Annotated in this window: 17 protein-coding genes; 5 read left to right on the forward strand and 12 right to left on the reverse strand. The window is 64.8% G+C overall.

Features of this window, described 5'->3' with window-relative positions:
- Window positions 1-40: 40 nt before the first annotated feature.
- From pdxJ to xth, 9 genes are all read right to left on the reverse strand, one after another.
- A complete protein-coding gene (pdxJ, locus tag CSC67_RS16830; RefSeq protein WP_118995612.1) occupies window positions 41-769 on the reverse strand; it encodes a pyridoxine 5'-phosphate synthase in 729 nt (242 codons plus the stop codon).
- Window positions 766-2,253, reverse strand: coding sequence for an efflux transporter outer membrane subunit (locus tag CSC67_RS16835; RefSeq protein WP_118995613.1), 1,488 nt, complete (start codon window positions 2,251-2,253; stop codon window positions 766-768). The genes pdxJ and CSC67_RS16835 overlap by 4 nt, the downstream gene beginning before the upstream one ends.
- Window positions 2,250-5,447: an efflux RND transporter permease subunit gene (locus CSC67_RS16840; RefSeq protein ID WP_118995614.1), complete on the reverse strand. Its 3,198-nt coding sequence runs from the start codon at window positions 5,445-5,447 to the stop codon at window positions 2,250-2,252. Before CSC67_RS16840 ends, CSC67_RS16835 begins: the two co-directional genes overlap by 4 nt.
- A 77-nt stretch (window positions 5,448-5,524) precedes the next feature.
- On the reverse strand, window positions 5,525-6,835 hold the full coding sequence (locus CSC67_RS16845) for an efflux RND transporter periplasmic adaptor subunit (RefSeq protein WP_118995615.1): 1,311 nt from the start codon (window positions 6,833-6,835) through the stop codon (window positions 5,525-5,527).
- Window positions 6,836-7,056: 221 nt separating this feature from the next.
- Window positions 7,057-7,851, reverse strand: a complete 795-nt coding sequence (locus CSC67_RS16850; RefSeq protein ID WP_118995616.1) for an ABC transporter ATP-binding protein — start codon at window positions 7,849-7,851, stop codon at window positions 7,057-7,059.
- A 45-nt stretch (window positions 7,852-7,896) separates the two neighbouring features.
- Window positions 7,897-8,787 carry an ABC transporter permease gene (locus CSC67_RS16855; RefSeq protein ID WP_118995617.1) on the reverse strand — a complete coding sequence of 297 codons (891 nt, stop codon included), beginning with the start codon at window positions 8,785-8,787 and terminating at the stop codon, window positions 7,897-7,899.
- A gap of 12 nt (window positions 8,788-8,799) precedes the next feature.
- Window positions 8,800-9,708: an ABC transporter substrate-binding protein gene (locus CSC67_RS16860; protein WP_245220273.1), complete on the reverse strand. Its 909-nt coding sequence runs from the start codon at window positions 9,706-9,708 to the stop codon at window positions 8,800-8,802.
- A 319-nt stretch (window positions 9,709-10,027) separates the two neighbouring features.
- Window positions 10,028-10,795 carry a class I SAM-dependent methyltransferase gene (locus CSC67_RS16865; RefSeq protein WP_118995619.1) on the reverse strand — a complete coding sequence of 256 codons (768 nt, stop codon included), beginning with the start codon at window positions 10,793-10,795 and terminating at the stop codon, window positions 10,028-10,030.
- Window positions 10,792-11,580, reverse strand: a complete 789-nt coding sequence (gene xth / locus CSC67_RS16870; RefSeq protein WP_118995620.1) for an exodeoxyribonuclease III — start codon at window positions 11,578-11,580, stop codon at window positions 10,792-10,794. Before xth ends, CSC67_RS16865 begins: the two co-directional genes overlap by 4 nt.
- A 146-nt stretch (window positions 11,581-11,726) precedes the next feature.
- Here xth and CSC67_RS16875 point away from each other — a divergent pair, with 146 nt between their 5' ends.
- The 4 genes from CSC67_RS16875 (at window position 11,727) to CSC67_RS16890 (ending at window position 15,291) form a co-directional block, all read left to right on the forward strand.
- Entirely contained in the window at window positions 11,727-12,050 is a 324-nt protein-coding gene (locus CSC67_RS16875; protein WP_118995621.1) for a hypothetical protein, read from the forward strand.
- Window positions 12,051-12,119: 69 nt separating this feature from the next.
- Window positions 12,120-12,755 carry a guanylate kinase gene (gmk, locus tag CSC67_RS16880; RefSeq protein ID WP_118995622.1) on the forward strand — a complete coding sequence of 212 codons (636 nt, stop codon included), beginning with the start codon at window positions 12,120-12,122 and terminating at the stop codon, window positions 12,753-12,755.
- A gap of 34 nt (window positions 12,756-12,789) precedes the next feature.
- A complete protein-coding gene (rpoZ, locus tag CSC67_RS16885) occupies window positions 12,790-12,996 on the forward strand; it encodes a DNA-directed RNA polymerase subunit omega (protein WP_118995623.1) in 207 nt (68 codons plus the stop codon).
- A gap of 18 nt (window positions 12,997-13,014) precedes the next feature.
- Window positions 13,015-15,291, forward strand: coding sequence for a RelA/SpoT family protein (locus CSC67_RS16890; protein WP_118995624.1), 2,277 nt, complete (start codon window positions 13,015-13,017; stop codon window positions 15,289-15,291).
- Window position 15,292: 1 nt separating this feature from the next.
- Here CSC67_RS16890 and CSC67_RS16895 read toward each other — a convergent pair whose 3' ends face one another.
- From CSC67_RS16895 to CSC67_RS16905, 3 genes are all read right to left on the reverse strand, one after another.
- The gene (locus CSC67_RS16895; RefSeq protein ID WP_425337669.1) at window positions 15,293-16,165 is read right to left on the reverse strand and encodes a peptidoglycan DD-metalloendopeptidase family protein; all 873 of its coding nucleotides are present in this window, start codon (window positions 16,163-16,165) and stop codon (window positions 15,293-15,295) included.
- 4 nt (window positions 16,166-16,169) lie between these two features.
- Window positions 16,170-17,075, reverse strand: a complete 906-nt coding sequence (locus CSC67_RS16900) for a DMT family transporter (RefSeq protein ID WP_118995626.1) — start codon at window positions 17,073-17,075, stop codon at window positions 16,170-16,172.
- Window positions 17,076-17,144: 69 nt separating this feature from the next.
- Window positions 17,145-17,816: an ABC transporter ATP-binding protein gene (locus tag CSC67_RS16905; protein ID WP_118995627.1), complete on the reverse strand. Its 672-nt coding sequence runs from the start codon at window positions 17,814-17,816 to the stop codon at window positions 17,145-17,147.
- Here CSC67_RS16905 and CSC67_RS16910 point away from each other — a divergent pair.
- Complete coding sequence (locus CSC67_RS16910; RefSeq protein ID WP_118995628.1) at window positions 17,815-18,456, forward strand: arylesterase; 642 nt, start codon at window positions 17,815-17,817, stop codon at window positions 18,454-18,456. The two genes, CSC67_RS16905 and CSC67_RS16910, sit on opposite strands and share 2 nt — an antisense overlap.
- Window positions 18,457-18,473 lie beyond the last annotated feature (17 nt).

The raw sequence follows: 18,473 nt of genomic DNA on the forward strand, positions 1-18,473 counted from the left end.
AAAACGTCCTGGCTGGCGGTGCCGCGACACGCCCGGACGGTCAGACGGGAGCGGCCGCGGCGACCATCAATGCCTTCATGTCGCGCACAGCCTTTTCGAGTCCGTCGAAGACGGCACGAGCAATTATGGCATGACCGATGTTCAGTTCGGCGATTCCGGGCAAAGCGGCGACGGCCGTAACGTTCTCGTAGTGCAGCCCGTGGCCGGCGTTGACCCGCAAGCCGAGCTGGATGCCCTGCGCCACGCCTTGCCGCACGCGCTCGAGCTCCGCCTGCATGTCGGGGCCGGCGGCTTCGGCGTAGGCGCCGGTGTGCAGTTCGATGACGGTGGCGCCGCTGCGGCCGGCCGCTTCGATCTGGCGGGCGTCCGGATCGATGAACAGCGAAACGCGTATGCCCGCATCGTGCAGCCGGTTCACCGCGTCGCGCACACTGTCGAAACGGCCCGCGACATCGAGCCCGCCTTCGGTGGTCAGCTCATCGCGCTTCTCGGGCACCAGGCAGACGTCCTGGGGCTTGGCCTTGCACGCCAGTTCGAGCATCTCGGGCGTGATGGCGCACTCCAGGTTCATGCGCGTGCGCAGCTTGGCGCGTATGGCGGCCACGTCGGCGTCCTGGATGTGGCGCCGGTCTTCGCGCAGATGCAGGGTGATGAGGTCGGCGCCGGCTTCTTCCGCCAGCACGGCGGCGCGGACCGGATCCGGATAAGTGGTAAGGCGCTGCTGGCGCAGCGTCGCCACATGATCGATATTGACGCCCAGCTCTATCATTGCGCCTGCTCCGCCGCGCCCACCGTGGGGGTGGCCTGGGCGTCGGCCGCCACGCCGGTGTGCTCGACCCAGCCGCCGCCCAGCGCCTTGTAGAGCTCGACGCGATTCAACAGCGAATTGAGCCCGGTCTGCAGGAACTGCCGCTGCGCCGAATACAGGTTGACCTCGGCCGTCTGCACCTGCAGGAAGCTGTCGATGCCCTCTTCGTAGCGCAGTTTGGCGATGTTGAGCGATTCGGCGGTGGAGTCTTCGAGCGAACGCAAGGCTTCGAGCTGGCTGGCGAAGGTCGCCTCGCCGGCCAGTGTATCGGCCACTTCGCGGAACGCCACCTGCACCGCTTTTTCATATTGCGCCACGGCGATGTTCTTGCGCGCCTCGGCCAGGTCGAGGTTGCCGCTGACGCCCCCCGAGAACAAGGGAATGGTCAACTGGGGCGAATAAGTCCAATACCGATTGTCCGAGCTGAACAGGCCGCCGAGCTGTGGACTGGCGAAACCCAGCAGCCCGGTGATCGAGATATTGGGAAAGAAAGCGGCCCGCGCGGCGCCGATGTTGGCGTTGGAGCCAATCAGCGCATGTTCGGCGCCGATGATGTCGGGCCTGCGCGTCAGCAGGTCGGACGGCAGCCCGACCGGTATGGAAGGCAGCAGTTGGTCCTTGCCGAACACTTCCGCCTTGGGCAGGCCCGCCGGCGGCTGCTGCCCCAGCAAGAGCAGCAAAGCGTTCTGCGCCTGCGCTTCCAGGCGGGTCAGTTCGGCGATGTCGGCGCGTATGCTGTCGAGCTGGCCGCGCGCCTGGTTCAGGTCGAGGGCGCCGGCCACGCCCGCATCGAATCGCCGCTTGACGATGTCGTAGGAGCCCTGGCGCGAAGCCAGCGTCTTGCGGGCCAGGTCCAACTGCTGCTCGGCCGCGCGCAGGCTGAAATAGGCCTCGGCCACCTGGGCGACCAGGGTGATGTGCACCGTGCGCCGGGCTTCCTCGGTCGCCAGGAATTGCTGATAGGCGGCCTCGGTCAGGTTCTTGATGCGGCCGAAGAAGTCGAGCTCGAAGGCGGTGATGCCCACGCCGGCCTGGTACACCCGGCTGACGCTGGGCGCGTCCTGGCCCATGCGCAGCGCCTCGGGATTGCGCGTGACCTGGGCCAGTCCGCCCACGCCGAAGGTGGGAAAGCGCTCGCTTTGCTGGATGCCGTACTGGGCCCGGGCCTCTTCGACGCGTTCGACGGCGATGCGCAGGTCGCGATTGTTCTGCAGCGCGATCTCGATCAGGGCGAGCAGTTGCGGATCGCGGAAGAACTCCCGCCATCCCAGGTCGGCCGATGAAGCCGTCGTGTGCTGCCCGGATGCGGCCCCCTCGCCATACGAAGGGTACTGGGCGGGAACCGGCGCCTCGGGGCGCTCGTACTTGGGCGCCAGCGAGCAGCCGGCCAATATCAGCGCGGTCAGCGTCGGTAAAGCGGTGATACGGAAAACGCGTCGACTCATGCTTGATCCCCGTTCTTGGAACCGGGCTCCGATTGGTTGTCGTCAATGTTGTGATGCACGGACGTCAGGGGCGCCATATGCGCATTGGTCAGCTTGGGCTTGGTCTTGAAGAAGCCCAGTACGACCACGAAGAAGGTGGGCACGAAGATCATGGCCAGCGGCGTGGCGGCAAGCATGCCGCCCAGCACGCCCAGGCCGACCGCGTTCTGGCTGGCCGCGCCCGCTCCGGTGGCCAGGGCCAGCGGAATCACGCCCATGATGAAGGCGAAGGACGTCATCAGGATGGGACGGAAACGCAGGCGTGCGGCCTCCACCGTCGCGTCGATGATGTTGCCTCCCAAGGCGTAGCTGTCTTTGGCGAATTCGACGATCAGGATGGCGTTCTTGGCGGCCAGCCCGATCACCGTCACCATGCCCACCTGGAAATACACGTCGTTGGGCATGCCCAGCGCCGAGATCAGGCCCACGGCCCCCAGCATGCCCAGCGGCACCATCAGCATGACGGAAAGCGGAATCGCCCAGCTTTCGTACAGCGCCGCCAGCACCATGAACACCACCAGCATGGCCAGGGAAAGCAGAATCACGGATTGCGCGCCGGCCTGCTTCTCCTGGTACGAGAGTCCCGTCCATTCGTAGCCGAAGCCATTGGGCAGTTGGGCGATCATGGCTTCCATTTCGGCCATGGCCTCGCCGGTGGAATAGCCGGGCGCCGCCGAGCCGCCTATGCGGATGGATTCATAGCTGTTGTAGCGCACGACCTGGACGGGGCCCTGCGTCCATTCCGCCGTCACGAAGGAGGACAGCGGCACGGCCTCGCCATTGGCGTTGCGCGACGTGAGCTTCATCAGGTCGTCCGGCGACATGCGGTGCCGCTGGTCCGCCTGCACCCAGACGTTCTGCATCCATCCCATGTTGGGGAACTTGCCCACATAGCTGGACCCGACGGCCGTGGCGATGAGCGCGGACGCCTCGGCGAAATCGACTCCCAGGGCGGCCGCTTTCTGGCGATCGATCTTCACGTTGAGCTGGGGACCGGGCCCGAGGCCGGTGACGCGGGTGTCGACCAGCTTGGGGTTCTGCATGGCCATCTGCAAGAGCTGCTGCGTCGCGGCCTGCAGGGCATCATGGCCCAGTCCGCCGCGGTCCTGCAGACGCAGGTCGAAGCCGGCCGCGTTGCCCAGCGAGGAGATCGCCGGCGGCACGATGGCAAAGACCATGGAGTCGGGCAGGCCGAACAGCAGGTTCTGGTTGGCCTTGTCCGCCACCGCCTGAGCGGAGTTCTCCTGGCCCTTGCGTTCGGAAAAGTCCTTGAGCGGCACGAAGGCGATGGCGGCGTTCAGGCCGCTGCCGTTGAAGCTGAAGCCCTGCACCGAAATGATGTTCTGGGTCTGGGGCTGCTTGAAGAAATAGTCTTCGACCTTGCGTATGGTTTCCTGCGTGCGATTGGCCGTCGAGCCCGAGGGCAGCTCTATATTGACGATGGCGTAGCCCTGGTCTTCCTGGGGCAGGAAGGACGTGGGCATGCGGAAGTAGAGGAAGCCCAGCACGACCGCCAGCAGCACGTAGATGATCATGACGCGACCGGTGCGTTTCAGGCTTTTTCCGACCCAGCCCTCGTAGCGGCGCGTCACGCGGTCGAACTTGCGGTTGAACCAGCCGAAGAAGCCGCGTTTTTCTTCGTGGTGCCCCTTGGGGATGGGCTTGAGGATGGTCGAGCACAGCGCCGGTGTGAACGTAAGCGCCAGAAAGCCCGAGAACAGGATGGACACTGCCATCGCCACTGAGAACTGGCGGTAGATGACGCCCACCGATCCGCTCATGAAAGCCAGGGGGAAGAACACCGTGGCCAGCACCAGCGTCATGCCGACCACCGCCCCGCTGATCTGGGGCATGGCCTTCTTGGTCGCCTCTTTGGGCGACAGGCCGTCCTCGACCATGATGCGCTCGACGTTCTCGACCACCACGATGGCGTCGTCCACGAGAATGCCGATGGCAAGCACCATGGCGAACATGGTCAGCACATTGATGGAGAAGCCCAGCGCCAGCATCACCGCCAGCGCGCCGAGAATGGCGATGGGCACCACCAGCGCGGGGATCAGGGTGTAGCGCACGTTCTGCAAAAAGATGAACATCACGATGAACACCAGCACCATGGCCTCGACCAGCGTGTGCAGCACCTGCTCGATCGAAGTCTCGACATAGGGCGTGGTGTCGTAAGGAATCGCGTACGTGACGTTATCGGGGAAGAACTGCGACAGCTCGTCCATTCTGGCCTTGATGCCTTCGGCCGTCGTCAGCGCGTTGGCGCTGGGCGTAAGCGACACGGCGAAAGCCGCTGTCGGCTTGCCATTGAGCCTGGCGCCGAACTGGTAAGAGTCGGAGCCGACCTCCACCCGCGCGACGTCCTTGACGCGCACCGATGAGCCATCGACGTTGGAGCGCAGCACAATGTTCTCGAATTCTTCGACCGAGGACAATTCGCCGTTGAGCAGGATGGGAGCGGAGACGCGCTGGTCCTCCGGGTTGGGGGGAGAACCGAGAATGCCCGCCGAAATCAAGGAATTCTGATTGGCGATCGCTGCATTCACCTCCGCCATGCTCAGATTGAAGCCGGTGAGCTTGTCGGGATCCACCCACACGCGCATGGCGCGCGGCGCGGCAAAAAGCTGAAACTTGCCGACCCCGGGCACACGCGCAATGGCGTTCTGCACGTTGCGGGTAATGTAGTCGGCGAGTGCGGTCTGGTCCATTGAGCCGTCGGTCGACGACAAAGTCAGCACCATCAGAAAATTAGGATTGCTTTGCTCGACTTTCAGGCCCTGCTGCATCACCGCGGCAGGCAGGCTGGCGCTGATGTTCGAGATCCGGTTCTGTACATCGACCTGCGCCAAGTCGGGATCGGTGCCGGGAGCGAACGTGGCGGTGATCTCGGCGCGGCCGTACGAGTCGCTGATCGACTCGTAATACAGCAGGCCCTTGGCGCCATTGAGCTCGTTTTCGATGAGGCTGGATACAGACTGCGCCACATCCTTGGCCGACGCCCCGGGATAGGTAGCGTTGATGGTTACCGACGGCGGCGCCACTTCGGGGTACTGCGACACCGGCATATTGGGGATCGCCAATAAACCCGCCAATGTGATGGCCAGCGCCACCACCCAGGCGAAAATCGGTCGTTCGATGAAAAACTGTGGCATGTGTGCTCGCTATAAAAGCATTGATTTCGCGGGCCGGCCACGGCCCGCTGAGACAGTTCTTGCGGCGGGGGCTATGCTCATGAACCAGCGGCGGGGGCCTGGCCCGCGCCTTCGCCCGCCTGGCCGGCGGCCTGGCCATCCTGGCCCGGAGCTTGTCCGCCCTGCCCCGGCTGCTGTTCGCCCTGGCCGGGCTGCTGCCCGGCTGGTCCCGCTTGACCGGGCTGGCCGCCCTGGGCGCCCTGATTCGGGTTCCAGGGTATGGGCTGAACCGGCGCCCCCGGACGGATCTTCTGGAAGCCCTCGACCACGACGACGTCGCCGGCCGACAGCCCCGAGGTGATCAGCCATTTGCCGTCTATGGCGGCGCCGGTGGTGACCGGCGTGGCCACCACTTTGCCTTCCTTGATCACCATCAGGGCGCCCTGGCCGTCGGCCGTGCGCTGCAGCGCCTGCTGCGGCACGAGCAGCGCCTTCTGGTCCACGCCCTGCGCCACGCGGACTCGCACATACATGCCGGGCAGCAGAATTTCGTCAGGGTTGGGAAACTCGGCGCGCATCACGACCTGGCCCGTAGTGGGATCGACCGACACGCCCGAAAACAGCAGCTTGCCGGGATGTTCGTACTGAGTGCCGTCCTCCAGCACCACGGTGGCCTTGGCCGAATCTTCGCCGGCACGCTCCAGCGTTCCGGCGGCGAGGGCCTTGCGCAGCTGAGCCAGTTCCGACGTGGGCCGCGTGACGTCGACATACACTCGGTCGAGTTGCTGGACGGTGGCCATTTGCGTGGCGTTGGTGCTGCTGACGAGCGCGCCTTCGGTGACCATCGCCTGGCCGATGCGGCCGTCGATGGGCGACGTGACCTTGGTATAGCCCAGGTTGATGTCGGCCGATTGCAGCGCGGCCTTGCCGGCGGCGATGGCGGCCTCGGCCTGCGCGGCGGCGGCCACCGCATTGTCGTATTCCTGGCGGCTGACGGCGTTGGCATCGATGAGCTTGGCGTAGCGCCTGGACAAGGTGCGCGCCGCCTGGGCATCGGCCTGGGCCTGCTTGAGCTGCGCTTCCGCTTGCGCCCGCGCCGCTGCGTACGGTGCGGGGTCGATGGTGAACAGCAGTTCGCCCGCCTTGACGTCGCTGCCCTGCACGAAGTTGATTTCTTCTACGATGCCCGTCACCCGGGCCCTGATCTGGGCGTTCTTGATTGCATCGACGCGGCCCGGCAGTTCGGTGGTGATTTCGGCCCGCGCGGGCTCGACCGTGACGACACTGACCGGCACCTTCATGTCGCCTTGCTGCCCCTGAGGTTCGTCGCCGCATGCTGCGAGCAGCACCAGCGATGAAAGAAGGAGAATTCGGGCTTGCTGCCCGCCGGGCAGACGAGAAATGCGCATTAACGGCTCCTGGAAGGAAACTGCGCCGAACGGCATGGTGCCGCGCCGGCTGTGTAATTTTTGGTAAACGGTGAGTATAAAACGAAAGTCAGTCTCATTTGACGATCAAAACTATTTCAGTCCTTTACATGTGCACGCGCTAGCCGCGCATCGGCGGCGGTCATATTTCTGACATGAAAATGGACGGCCAAGGCAAAGGCGGCGGGCTGCTGCGGCGGCGCTCAGCCCAGCAGCAAAGCGTCATCCGAGACGGCTTCGCCGCGTACACGCTCGAACATCTCGAGCAGATGCGGCACGTCGAGCCGGCTGCGCTCTTCGCCCGAGACGTCGAGCACCACCCGCCCCTGATGCAGCATGACGGTGCGGTCGCCGATGTCGAGCGCCTGACGCATGCTGTGCGTGACCATCAATGTGGTCAGCTTGCGCTCGGCCACGATGCGCCGGGTGATTTCCAGCACGAAAGCGGCCGTTCGAGGGTCCAGCGCCGCCGTGTGCTCGTCCAGCAGCAGAATGCGCGAAGGCCGCAAAGCCGCCATCAGCAGGCTGACTGCCTGCCGCTGCCCGCCCGAAAGCAGGCCGATCCGGTCTTGCAGCCTGTCCTCCAGGCCCAGGCCGAGTATGGACAGCCGTTCGCGGAACTCGTCGCGCATGCCCCGCCCTATCGCCCGCCCCAGACCGCGGCGAGCCCCGCGGCTATAGGCAAGCGCCAGGTTTTCTTCGATGGTGAGATCTTCGCAAGTGCCCAGCAAAGGGTCCTGGAAGACGCGCGCCACCATGTCGGCGCGGTTCCACACGGGCATGCGCCCCACTTCGGCGCCGTCGATCGTGATGGACCCGCGGTCGAGCGCGGCTTCGCCCGATATGGCGTTGAGCAGGGTGGACTTGCCCGCGCCGTTCGAGCCGATGACCGTCACGAACTGGCCGGTCGGTATTTCCAGCGACAAGCCCCGCAGCGCGCGTGTCTCGATGGGCGAGCCGGCATTGAAGGTGATGTGCAGTTCATCCGCCTTGAGCATCGGCGCCTCCTTGAACCCCGCGGGGCCGTACTGATGCCGGGAAGCTCATTTCGGCCTCCGTTCACGCAAGCGCTGGCGCAGCAGCGGCACGACCAGGAAGATGGTGACGAGCACCGCGGTGATCAGATTCAGATCTTGGGCCTGCAGGCCGATGAAGTCGGCATTGAGCGCCAGCGCGACGAACAAGCGGTACAGCACCGCCCCCAGCACCGCCGCCGCCGTCATGATGACAAGCCGGCGCGAGCTGAATAGGCTTTCGCCGACGATGACCGCCGCCAAGCCGATGACGATGGTGCCTATGCCCATCGAGATGTCGGACACGCCCTGCGACTGCGCGAACAGGGCGCCCCCCAGCGCGCACAGCGCGTTGGACAGGGCCAGGCCGGCCAATACCATGACGCCGGTCGCCACTCCCTGCGCCCGCGCCATGCGGGGGTTGGACCCGGTCGCGCGCAGCGCCAGGCCGGCCTGCGTGCCCAGATACCAGTCGAGCGCGAACTTGACCGCGGCCACCACCGCCAGGACAAGCAGCGGCCGCAGGATGTAGTCGGGCATGGCCTCGCTCATGAACAGGGAAAACACCGTGGGCTCGGTGATCAGCGGCACGTTGGGGCGGCCCATGATCCTGAGATTGATCGAATACAGGGCGATCATCATCAGGATGCCGGCCAGCAGGTCCATGATCTTGAGCCTGACGTTGAGCCATCCGGTGACCGCCCCCGCCAGCCCGCCGGCCAGGGTGGCGACCAGGGTGGCCGAGAACGGCTCCCAGCCCGCCACGATCAGCGTCGCGGCCACCGCCGCGCCCAGCGGAAAGCTGCCGTCCACGGTCAGATCGGGAAAGCGCAGTATCCGGAACGAAATCAACACCCCCAGCGCCACCAGGCCATAGATGAGGCCGATTTCAAGCGCTCCCCAGAGTGCATACCACGACATGGAAGACCCTGCCTATTCGATGACCTGGGCCGCGGACTTGCGCAACTCGTCGGAAAGGGTCACCCCCTGCTTGCGGGCCGCCGTCGCGTTCAGATGCAGGGCGAGCCGGTCGCTGGTCTCGGAGGGGATGTCGCCGGGCTTTTCGCCTTTCAGGATACGCACCACCAGACGGCCCGTCTGGCGGCCCATTTCGTAGTAGTCCAGGCCCAGGGCCGCGACCGCCCCGCGCGCCACGCTGGCGGTGTCGGAGGCAATAAGCGGGATGCGCGCGTCGTTGCCCACTTTGGCCAGCGATTCGTAGGCCGACACCACATTGTTGTCGGTGTTGGTATAGATGACGTCCACCTTGCCGACCAGGCTGCGGGCCGCGGCGCCCACGTCGACCGTGCGCGGCGCGCTGGCCTCGACCAGCGACATGCCCATGGTGGGCAGCAGTTCGCGCATCTGCTCGACGACCGAAGCCGAATTGGCCTCGCCCGGGTTGTACACCATGCCGACCTTGCGCGCATCGGGCACCAGCTGCTTGATGACCTCGACCTGGCGCGCCAGCTCGAGCCGGTCGGACACGCCGGTGACGTTGGTGCCGGAAGCCTCGAAGGACGGCACCAGTTGCGCCGCGATCGGGTCGGTCACCGCCGAATACACCACGGGAATGGTCTTGGTGGCGGCCACCACGGCCTGCGCCGACGGGGTGGCGATGGCGACGATGACGTCGGGTTGGTCGCCGACGAACTTGCGCGCGATCTGGGTGGCAATGGCGGTATTGCCCTGCGCGGTCTGGAACTGCCACTGCAGCCCTTTTTCTTCGGTATAACCGGCCTCTGACAAGGCCTTCTTGACGCCGTCCTTGATCGCATCGAGCGCCGGATGCTCGACGATGCTGGTAACGGCCACCGACTGGGCATGCGCGGGCCCCGCCATGGCCGAGCACAGCGCCACGGTGCACAGGGCCGCTTTCAGCAAGCCCTGGGCAAGCCCCCGCGTTGCATGCAACGGCTTGCCGTTCGATTCGTTCAAAGCACTCTTGGCCGGCAGCGTCCACTTCATTGAAAAACCCCTAATATTCGTTGTCGTCGAAGACAAAAAACCATATTGTCGAAGACAGAAAATAACAAGCCCCGCGCGTCTCCATGCAACTGTACATCAGCCCGCCCCGGTCGGCCATGCGTGCGCGCGGACGCGCCGGCCGTGTGCCTCCGGCGCGCACGGCCTTGCCACGGCCGTCAGCGGCGCCGTGGCGCTATTCGTCGCCCGCGCGCAGTTGCTCCAGTAAATGCCTGGCCCATCGCACGGCGGGCAGGCCGCAGGCTTTTTCGACCTCGGCGGCCCGTTCCAGCAACCGGCCGGTCGTGGTTTCCAGCACCGGACCTCGGAAGGCCAGAATCACCCGGTTGCCGGCATCGATTTCGGGCAGCTCCAGCACGGGGCCGCCGAACGCCTCGCGGATGTTGGCCAGATTGCGCGGAAAGCTCTCATGGTTGCCGAACAGGTTCACGGCCATGACGCCGCCTTCGGGCGACAGCGCCCTGTGGCAACCCTGGTAGAACTCGAGCGACTCGCGCACCGGCCCTTGCGCCTGCGCGTCGTACAAGTCCACCATCAGCGCCACGTAGCGGCCGATGTTGTGCGGCTTCTCGAGCCACAGGGCCGCATCGACGTGGTCGATGTACGAGCGGTCGTTGGAGGGCAGGCGGAAGAACGCCCTGCACATGGCCGTCACGGCGGGGTTCCACTCGGCCGTCTCGACGTTGGCGGGCGTGTGCTTGAGCGTGAACCGCAACAGGGAGCCGGCTCCCAGGCCCAGTATGCCGACCGAATGATTCTTGCGAGGCTCGATGAACAGCAGCCAGGCCATCATCTGCTGGGTATAGGCCAGCACCAGTTCGGCCGGCTTGCGCACCCGCATGGCGCCCTGCACCCATTCGGTGCCGAAATGCAGATAGCGGATGCCGCTTGCCTCGGACATGGTCGGCTCTTCGTCCGACCAGGAGTCGTCGTAAGCGTTCATGTCGCGGAAAAGTCGAAGGCGGCCACGACGGGCGCGTGGTCGGAGGGCTGCTCGTTGCGGCGCGGCTGCTTGTCGATGAAGCAGCCCGTGCAATAAGGCCGCAGCGCCTCGGAAATCAGTACGTGGTCGATGCGCAGGCCGGCGTTGCGGCGGAAGGCGAAGCGCCGGTAGTCCCACCAGCTGAAGGACTTTTCTTCTTGCTCGAATTCGCGGAAGGAGTCGATCAGGCCCAGGTCGAGCAGGCTCTGGAAGGCGGCGCGCTCGGCATCGGACACCAGAACATCGCCCACCCATTTGGCGGGGTCATGCACGTCCTCGTCCTTGGGCGCGACGTTGTAGTCGCCCAGCACCGCCAGGCGCGGGTAGCGCCGCAGTTCGTCGGCGAGCCAGACGCGCAGCGCCGCATACCACTCGAGCTTGTAGGCGTACTTCTCGCTTTCCAGCGACTGGCCGTTGGGACAATAGGCGCTGATGACGCGTATCTCGCCAATGGGACTGGGCAGCGTGGTGGCGATGATGCGCTGCTGATGATCGTCGAAGCCCGGGATATTGCATTGCTCGTCGGCGCCCGCCGCCTTCGAGATAACCGCTACGCCGTTATAGGTTTTTTGTCCCGCCCAGCATGCCTGGTAGCCCAGCTCGGTGAACGTCTCCAGGGGAAACATATCGTGCGCCAGCTTGAGCTCTTGCAGGCACAAGGCGTCGACAGGGTTGTCCCGCAGCCAGTCCAGCACTTGAGGCAGGCGCACTTTCAGGGAGTTGACGTTCCAGGTGGCAAGTTTCATGGGGCAGCTCGATGAGAAATATAAGACCGTATTACCGTGAAAGCGGGCCAGCGTATCATGGTCCGGCCGCTGCGGGCCAATCGGCGACCTGCTAACATCTCGCTTTTGGCCGCTTCGCGCAAGCGGCCGCGTTCGGCAACACTACCATGAAAGCCTTCAGCCGCATCATCCAGACGCTCGACCGGGGCGTCCTGCTCGACGTCACCATCGAAGAACTGACCTGCCACGCCTACGTGGTGGTCAGCGACCCCGATCTCGAGCGCGTGGCCGACTTTGTGCCCGCCAGCCAGTTCGAGGGAGACGGCGACGTCCATGTGACCGCGGTCGCCTCGGCCGACGAGGCCCGCCAGCAGGTCGAAGACCTGGCCTTCAACATGAATGTCGGCGACGCGGCTGTCTTCCTGTGCGGCGATGATTCCGCCTACGCCGCCACCCTCGAAGAGCTGGGCCAGAACCCTGTTCAGCATTGACGCCGCTTCGTTGAACAGACCCGCCCGTATCTGCTAACCTTTTTGCCTTCACTGATCTTTCGAGTCGCCATGTCGTCCTATACCGGCAACATCTTTATGGTAGTGGCCCCGAGCGGGGCCGGAAAATCCAGCCTCGTCAACGCCCTGCTGGAAAAAGACCGCGACGTCACCCTGTCCATTTCGTGCACGACCCGCGCCCCGCGCAGCGGCGAAAAGGCCGACGAGCACTACCGCTTCGTCACCGTGGACGAATTCATGGCCCTGCGCGACAACGACGGCCTGCTCGAATGGGCCGAAGTGCACGGCAACTACTACGGCACGCCGCGCGACGGCATACAATCCAGCATAGAAGAAGGACGCGACGTCCTGCTCGAGATCGACTGGCAAGGCGCGCGCCAGATACGGCGCCATTTCCCCGAAGCCGTTGGCATCTTCATATTGCCGCCATCGATCGAGGCGCTGGAATCCCGCCTGCGCGGCCGCGGCCAGGACGAGCCCCACGTGATCGCCAAGCGCCTGCTGGCGGCGGGCAGCGAAATGTCGCACGCCTCGGAATGCCAATATGTTATTATTAATCAAGAATTTAGCGTAGCGCTTGCACAGTTGGCACAAATCGTTTCAGCGACCCGCTTGCGCTATGTCACCCAGGCCGCCCGCAACGCCGATCTTTTCAGCCAGCTGGGCATCAGCAAGACCCCCGTCTAACCCTTCGTTCATCTTCCACAGGACTCTCATCCATATGGCTCGCATCACCGTCGAAGACTGCCTCGAAAAAATCGACAACCGCTTCGATCTCACCCTGGCGGCAACCTATCGTGCCCGCGAACTGGCGCAAGGCCACGAATCGCGCCTGGATCCCGACAAAGACAAGCCCACGGTCATCGCCCTGCGCGAGATAGCCGCCGGCCTTACCGGCCTGGAGATGCTGCGCAAGGTTCCGACCTAAACTCTTTCAGGCGGGTGTATGGCGTTTTCGACTCTTCGCGGTGCGTCCTCCGGGCTTTTGGCGGTATTCAAAAAAGGCCCGCGCCTGCGCAAGCGCCGCAAGGCCAAAAGCCAGCCCGCCCTGCCTGCCGCGGCCGACGCCGCGCCCAACACCATCGCTTCGCTGGCGCCTCTTACCAAGATCATCAGCCAGTACCTCGACCCCAAAGACGTCGAGCGCGTCAAAGAAGCCTACCGGTTTTCAGATCAGGCCCACCTCGGGCAGTTCCGCGCCAGCGGCGAACCCTACATCTCGCATCCCATTGCCGTCACTGAAATCTGCGCGGGCTGGAAGCTCGACGCCGAATCGCTGATGGCCGCCCTGCTGCATGACGTCATCGAAGACCAGGACGTTTCCAAGTCGGAGCTTGCCGAGCGCTTCGGCCCCGAAGTGGCCGAAATCGTCGACGGCCTTTCCAAGCTCGATCGGCTCGAGTTCGCCACCAAGGCCGAGCAGCAGGCCGAGAGCTTTCGCAAGATGCTCCTGGCCATGGCGCGCGACGTGCGCGTCATCCTCATCAAGCTGGCGGACAGGCTGCACAATATGCGCACCCTGGGCGCCATGGCGCCCGAGAAACGCCGCCGCATCGCGCGCGAAACCCTGGACATCTACTCGCCCATCGCCCATCGCCTGGGCTTGAATTCGCTGTTTCGCGAACTGCAAGACCTGTGCTTCCAGGCCATTCATCCCAACCGCTACCAGGTGCTGCACAAGGCCCTGCTGGCGGCCCGCGGCAACCGCCGCGAAGTGCTGGGCAAAATCACCGAGGCGGTCAAGGTGGCCCTGCCGGCCGCCGGCATCGAGGCCGAGGTCACCGGCCGCGAGAAATCGCTCTACAGCATCTACACCAAGATGATCGAGCAAAAAAAGTCGTTCTCAGACGTGCTCGACATCTACGGCTTTCGCGTCATCGTGCACACCTTGCCCGAATGCTATCTGGCCCTGGGCACCCTGCACCAGATGTACCGGCCCGTGCCCGGCAAGTTCAAAGACTACATCGCCATTCCCAAGCTCAACGGCTACCAGTCCCTGCACACCACGCTGGTGGGGCCCTACGGAACGCCGGTCGAATTCCAGTTCCGCACGCGCGACATGGACCACGTCGCCGAAGAAGGCGTCGCCTCGCACTGGCTGTACAAAGACGACGACACCACGCTCAACGACCTGCAGAAGCGCACCCATCAATGGCTGCAATCGCTGCTTGACATCCAGAGCCAGACCGGCGATTCGGGCGAATTCCTCGAACACGTCAAGGTCGACCTGTTTCCCGACGCGGTGTACGTCTTCACGCCCCAGGGCAAGATTCTTTCCCTGCCGCGCGGCGCCACGCCGGTGGATTTCGCCTACGCCATCCACACCGACATCGGCAACCACGCCATCGCCTCCAAGATCAACGGCGAATATTCGCCGCTGCGCACCGAGCTTCGCAGCGGCGACTCGGTCGAGATCGTCACTTCGCCGTCGTCGCGGCCCAGCGCGCAGTGGCTCAATTATGTGCGCACCGGGCGGGCCCGCTCTGAAATCCGCCACTACCTGCGCACCGTCAAGTACGAAGAATCAGTGGCCTTCGGCCAGCGCCTGCTCAACCAGGCCTTCGACCAGCTCAACCTGCCCCACCCCTCGGCCGACGACCCCGAATGGGAGAAACTCGCCAAAGGGTCGGGCGCCAGTTCACGCGAAGAGATTCTTGCCGACATCGGCCTGGGCAAGCGCCTGGCGGCCGTGGTGGCGCGGCGCTTCGGGCCCGAGAACTCCATGCTGGCCACCACCGCCGCGGCCGTGGACGAAATCACCGCCACCACCAGCGCGCCCATCCTCATACAAGGCAACGAAGGCCAGGCCGTCCAGCTTGCGCCCTGCTGCGGCCCCCTGCCGGGCGACGCCATCATCGGCGGCATCCGCCTGGGCCACGGCCTGGTCGTGCACATGGCCGAATGCGCCGTGGCGCAGCGCCAGCGGGCCCGCGAACCCGAGCGCTGGATTCCCGTAGCCTGGGACGCCAATACGGCGCGCCACCTGTCCACGCGCCTGGACGTCACCGTCATCAACGAAAAAGGCGTGCTGGGCCGCCTCGCGGCCGAGATCAGCGACGCCGACTCCAACATCCTGCACCTCACCATGCACGACGACGACAACTCGTCCACCACGGTGCTGCACGTCACCGTCCAGGTCGACGGCCGCAAGCACCTGGCCCAGGTGATACGCGCCATGCGCCATGTGCCTCAGGTGCAGAAAATCGTCCGCGTCAAAGGCTGATTCAGGGCTCGAATGCGCCGATGAAAATCGCCGGGTCCACCCGGTTGCCGTTCAGGCTGACATTCCAGTGCAGATGCGGCCCCGTGGCGCGTCCTGTGGATCCCACCTTGCCGATTACCTGCCCCCGCTTCACGGCCTGTCCGATCTGCACATCGGCGGCCGACAGATGGCAGTACATGGTCACCAGCCCCTGGCCGTGGTCCAGGAAGATCGTCTTGCCATTGAAGAAGTAGTCGTCCACGATGGTGACCACGCCGTCGGCCGGCGCCTTCACCGGCGTGCCCTTGGGTACGGCGAAATCCAGGCCCGAATGGGCGTTGCGTTCTTCGCCATTGAAAAAACGCCTCAGGCCGAAAGGACTGGACAGCCTGCCTCCATCCACGGGGCGATCCAGCATGACATTGCTGGGCAGTTCGGGACGAAAGCGCTCATAGGCCGCGATCTGCGCCTTGTACTCGCGCTCGAAGCGCGCTTGCTGGGCCGGGTCCGGATTGACGTAGCTCTGGTTCTTGAGCTTGATGTGCTGCTCTTTGTAGCGCTTGGCCCGCACGTCGAAACCCACGCTGCGGACCCGCCCGTCCACCGTCACTTTCAGCGATTTTCCGCCGGGCGCCGTCTTCAGGTCGATGCCCGCCAGCGCCACCCATTGCTGGTCGCTGTCGCGCATTACCAGAACCGGCTTGCCCTCGTACTGCGCCGAAGGCGCAAGCTCGGCCTCGCCCAGCGGCACCACGGCCACCCCGCCCGGCACCGGCTTGTCGAGCGTGCGCGCCACATAGCCCTGGGCCCAGGCGGCGCCTGCCGCCAGCAGTGCGAGCGCCGCCGCGCAACCGCGCACCATCGCGCCCGCCCCGCGAGTCCTGAAATCAAACATGCTGCTATCCCCCGTGATTCTTTGCCGCCCGCCGCCAGAAAACCGCGAAGGGCTTTTGCACATTGCAGGCCAGCACGCCGATGAGCGCCACCGCGAAGCCCAATAGCTGGATGGGCATCAGCCGATCGCCAAACAGCAGGTAGGCCTCGATGGCGGCCAGCGGCGGGGCCAGAAACATGAGCGACGCCGCCTTGGTCGCCTGGCCGCTGCGTATGATCCAGACCAGGATCATGGTGCCGATGCCGGTCATGACGAAGGCCGTCCACAGCAGCGTCCCCCACAGCGTGGGCGACCATATCCATCGGTCCTCGCCCAGCACCCAGACGAAAAAGCCGGTGAACATCATGGTGCCGATGTTCTGCAGCAAGGCCGATACGCGGATGTCCGCCGCCGAGATCGATGTCTTCTGCAGCAGGGTGCCCAGTGTGATGGAAATGACGGCCAGAAGCGCGATGGCCAGGATGGCGGGCGTGTAGCCCGTTGCGCTGGAATCGCCCAGGGCGGGCTGGATGACCAGGAACACGCCCGTCAGGCCCAGCATGAGCCCTATCCAGATCTTGGCGGTGGGTATCTCTTTGAGGATGGGAATCGCCAGGAGCGCCGTCAGCAAGGGCTGCAGCGACCCGATGAGCGCCATCACCGCCGGAGGCAGGCCGCCGCCTATCGCCCAATAACAGCACGACAGATACAAGCCTTGCAGCAGCACGCCGGCCAGAAGATGCTTGGGAATCTCGCGCCATGCCGGCCAGGCGGCCCTGGAAAACAGGGCGATGGCGGCGAAGAACACCGAGGCGATACAGACGCGGATGAACAGGAACAGCGTGGGATCGGCATAGGGCACGATCGCCTTGCCCACAATGAAGCCCGTGGACCAGATGAACAAGAACAAGGCAATGATGAACAGCTTCATGGATATCCCGCACGCGACGACAAGCGGTACGGTAACACGTCCGGCGCCGGGCTTAGGCCGCCGGCAGGCTCAAGCCTGCAGCCTGCCGCCCTGCAGACGCAGCTGGCGCTGGCAGCGGCCCGCCAGGTCCGGGTCGTGCGTGACCATGACGAGCGTGGCCTGCCGCTCGGAAAGCAGCGAGAACATCAATTCGATGATGAGGGAGCCATTGTGCTGGTCCAGGCTGCCCGTGGGCTCATCGGCCAGCAACAGGCTGGGCTCGACGACGAAGGCCCGCGCCAGCGACACGCGCTGCTGCTCGCCGCCCGAGAGAGTGCGGGGGTAGTGGTGCAGCCGCGAGCTCAGCCCCACTCGCTCCAGGGCCTCGCTGGCCGGGCGCAGCGCCGGCCTGCCCGCCAGTTCCAGCGGCAGCATGACGTTTTCGAGTGCAGTAAGATGAGGCAGCAATTGAAAGGACTGGAACACGAAACCCACGTGGGCGGCCCGCAAGGCGGCCCGCCCTTCTTCATCCAGCGCAAACAGATCGTGGCCCAGCAGCCTGACTTGGCCGGAGGTGGGAACATCCAGGCCCGCCATCAATCCAAGCAAGGTCGACTTGCCCGAACCGGAGCTTCCCGTGATGGCGACGGCTTCGCCCTTCATGATGTCGAAACTGACGTCGGCAAGGATGTCGATCGTCCCGGACGAATCGAGCACCTGCTTGCCGAGATTTCTTACTTCTATCGAATGGACCTGACTCATGCATACCCGCTGGAGATTGTTGATCGCAAGCCTTGTCTTCCTGGGCTGGTTCGGTACCGCCCAGGGCGCAAGCCCGCAACAGGCAAACCATAACATTTTGGTGATCGGAGACAGCCTGTCGGCCGAATACGGCATCCGGAGAGACTCGGGATGGGTGCAGATCGTCCAGCAGCGGCTGCGGGACGAAGGGCTCGGCTACACGATGCGCAACGCGAGTATAAGCGGAGACACGACCAGCGGGGGCCTTAGCCGCATGCCGGCCGCGCTCGAGCAGCACAGCCCCGCCATCGTGATCATCGAGCTGGGCAGCAACGATGCCCTGCGCGGCCTGCCTCTGGACATGACGCGCGACAATCTGGCCCGCATGATCGGCATGGCCGAGGACGCGGGCGCCCGCGTCCTTCTCGTGGGCATGCAGATTCCGCCCAACTACGGGCGCCCCTATTCCGAGCAGTTCCGCAATCTGTTCATCCAGCTGGCGGAAGAACGCGATACGCGCTTCGTGCCGTTCTTGCTGAAGGGCGTGGCGCTGGACAGGACGCTGTTTCTGGACGACGGCCTGCATCCCAACGAGGCCGCGCAGCCCGTCATCGCGGATAACGTATGGGCTGAGTTGAAGCCGATGGTGACGGCGCGATAGCAAGGGATGCCTAGCAA

This window comes from Pusillimonas caeni, assembly GCF_003545815.1.
Classification (GTDB): Bacteria; Pseudomonadota; Gammaproteobacteria; order Burkholderiales; family Burkholderiaceae_B; genus Pusillimonas; species Pusillimonas caeni.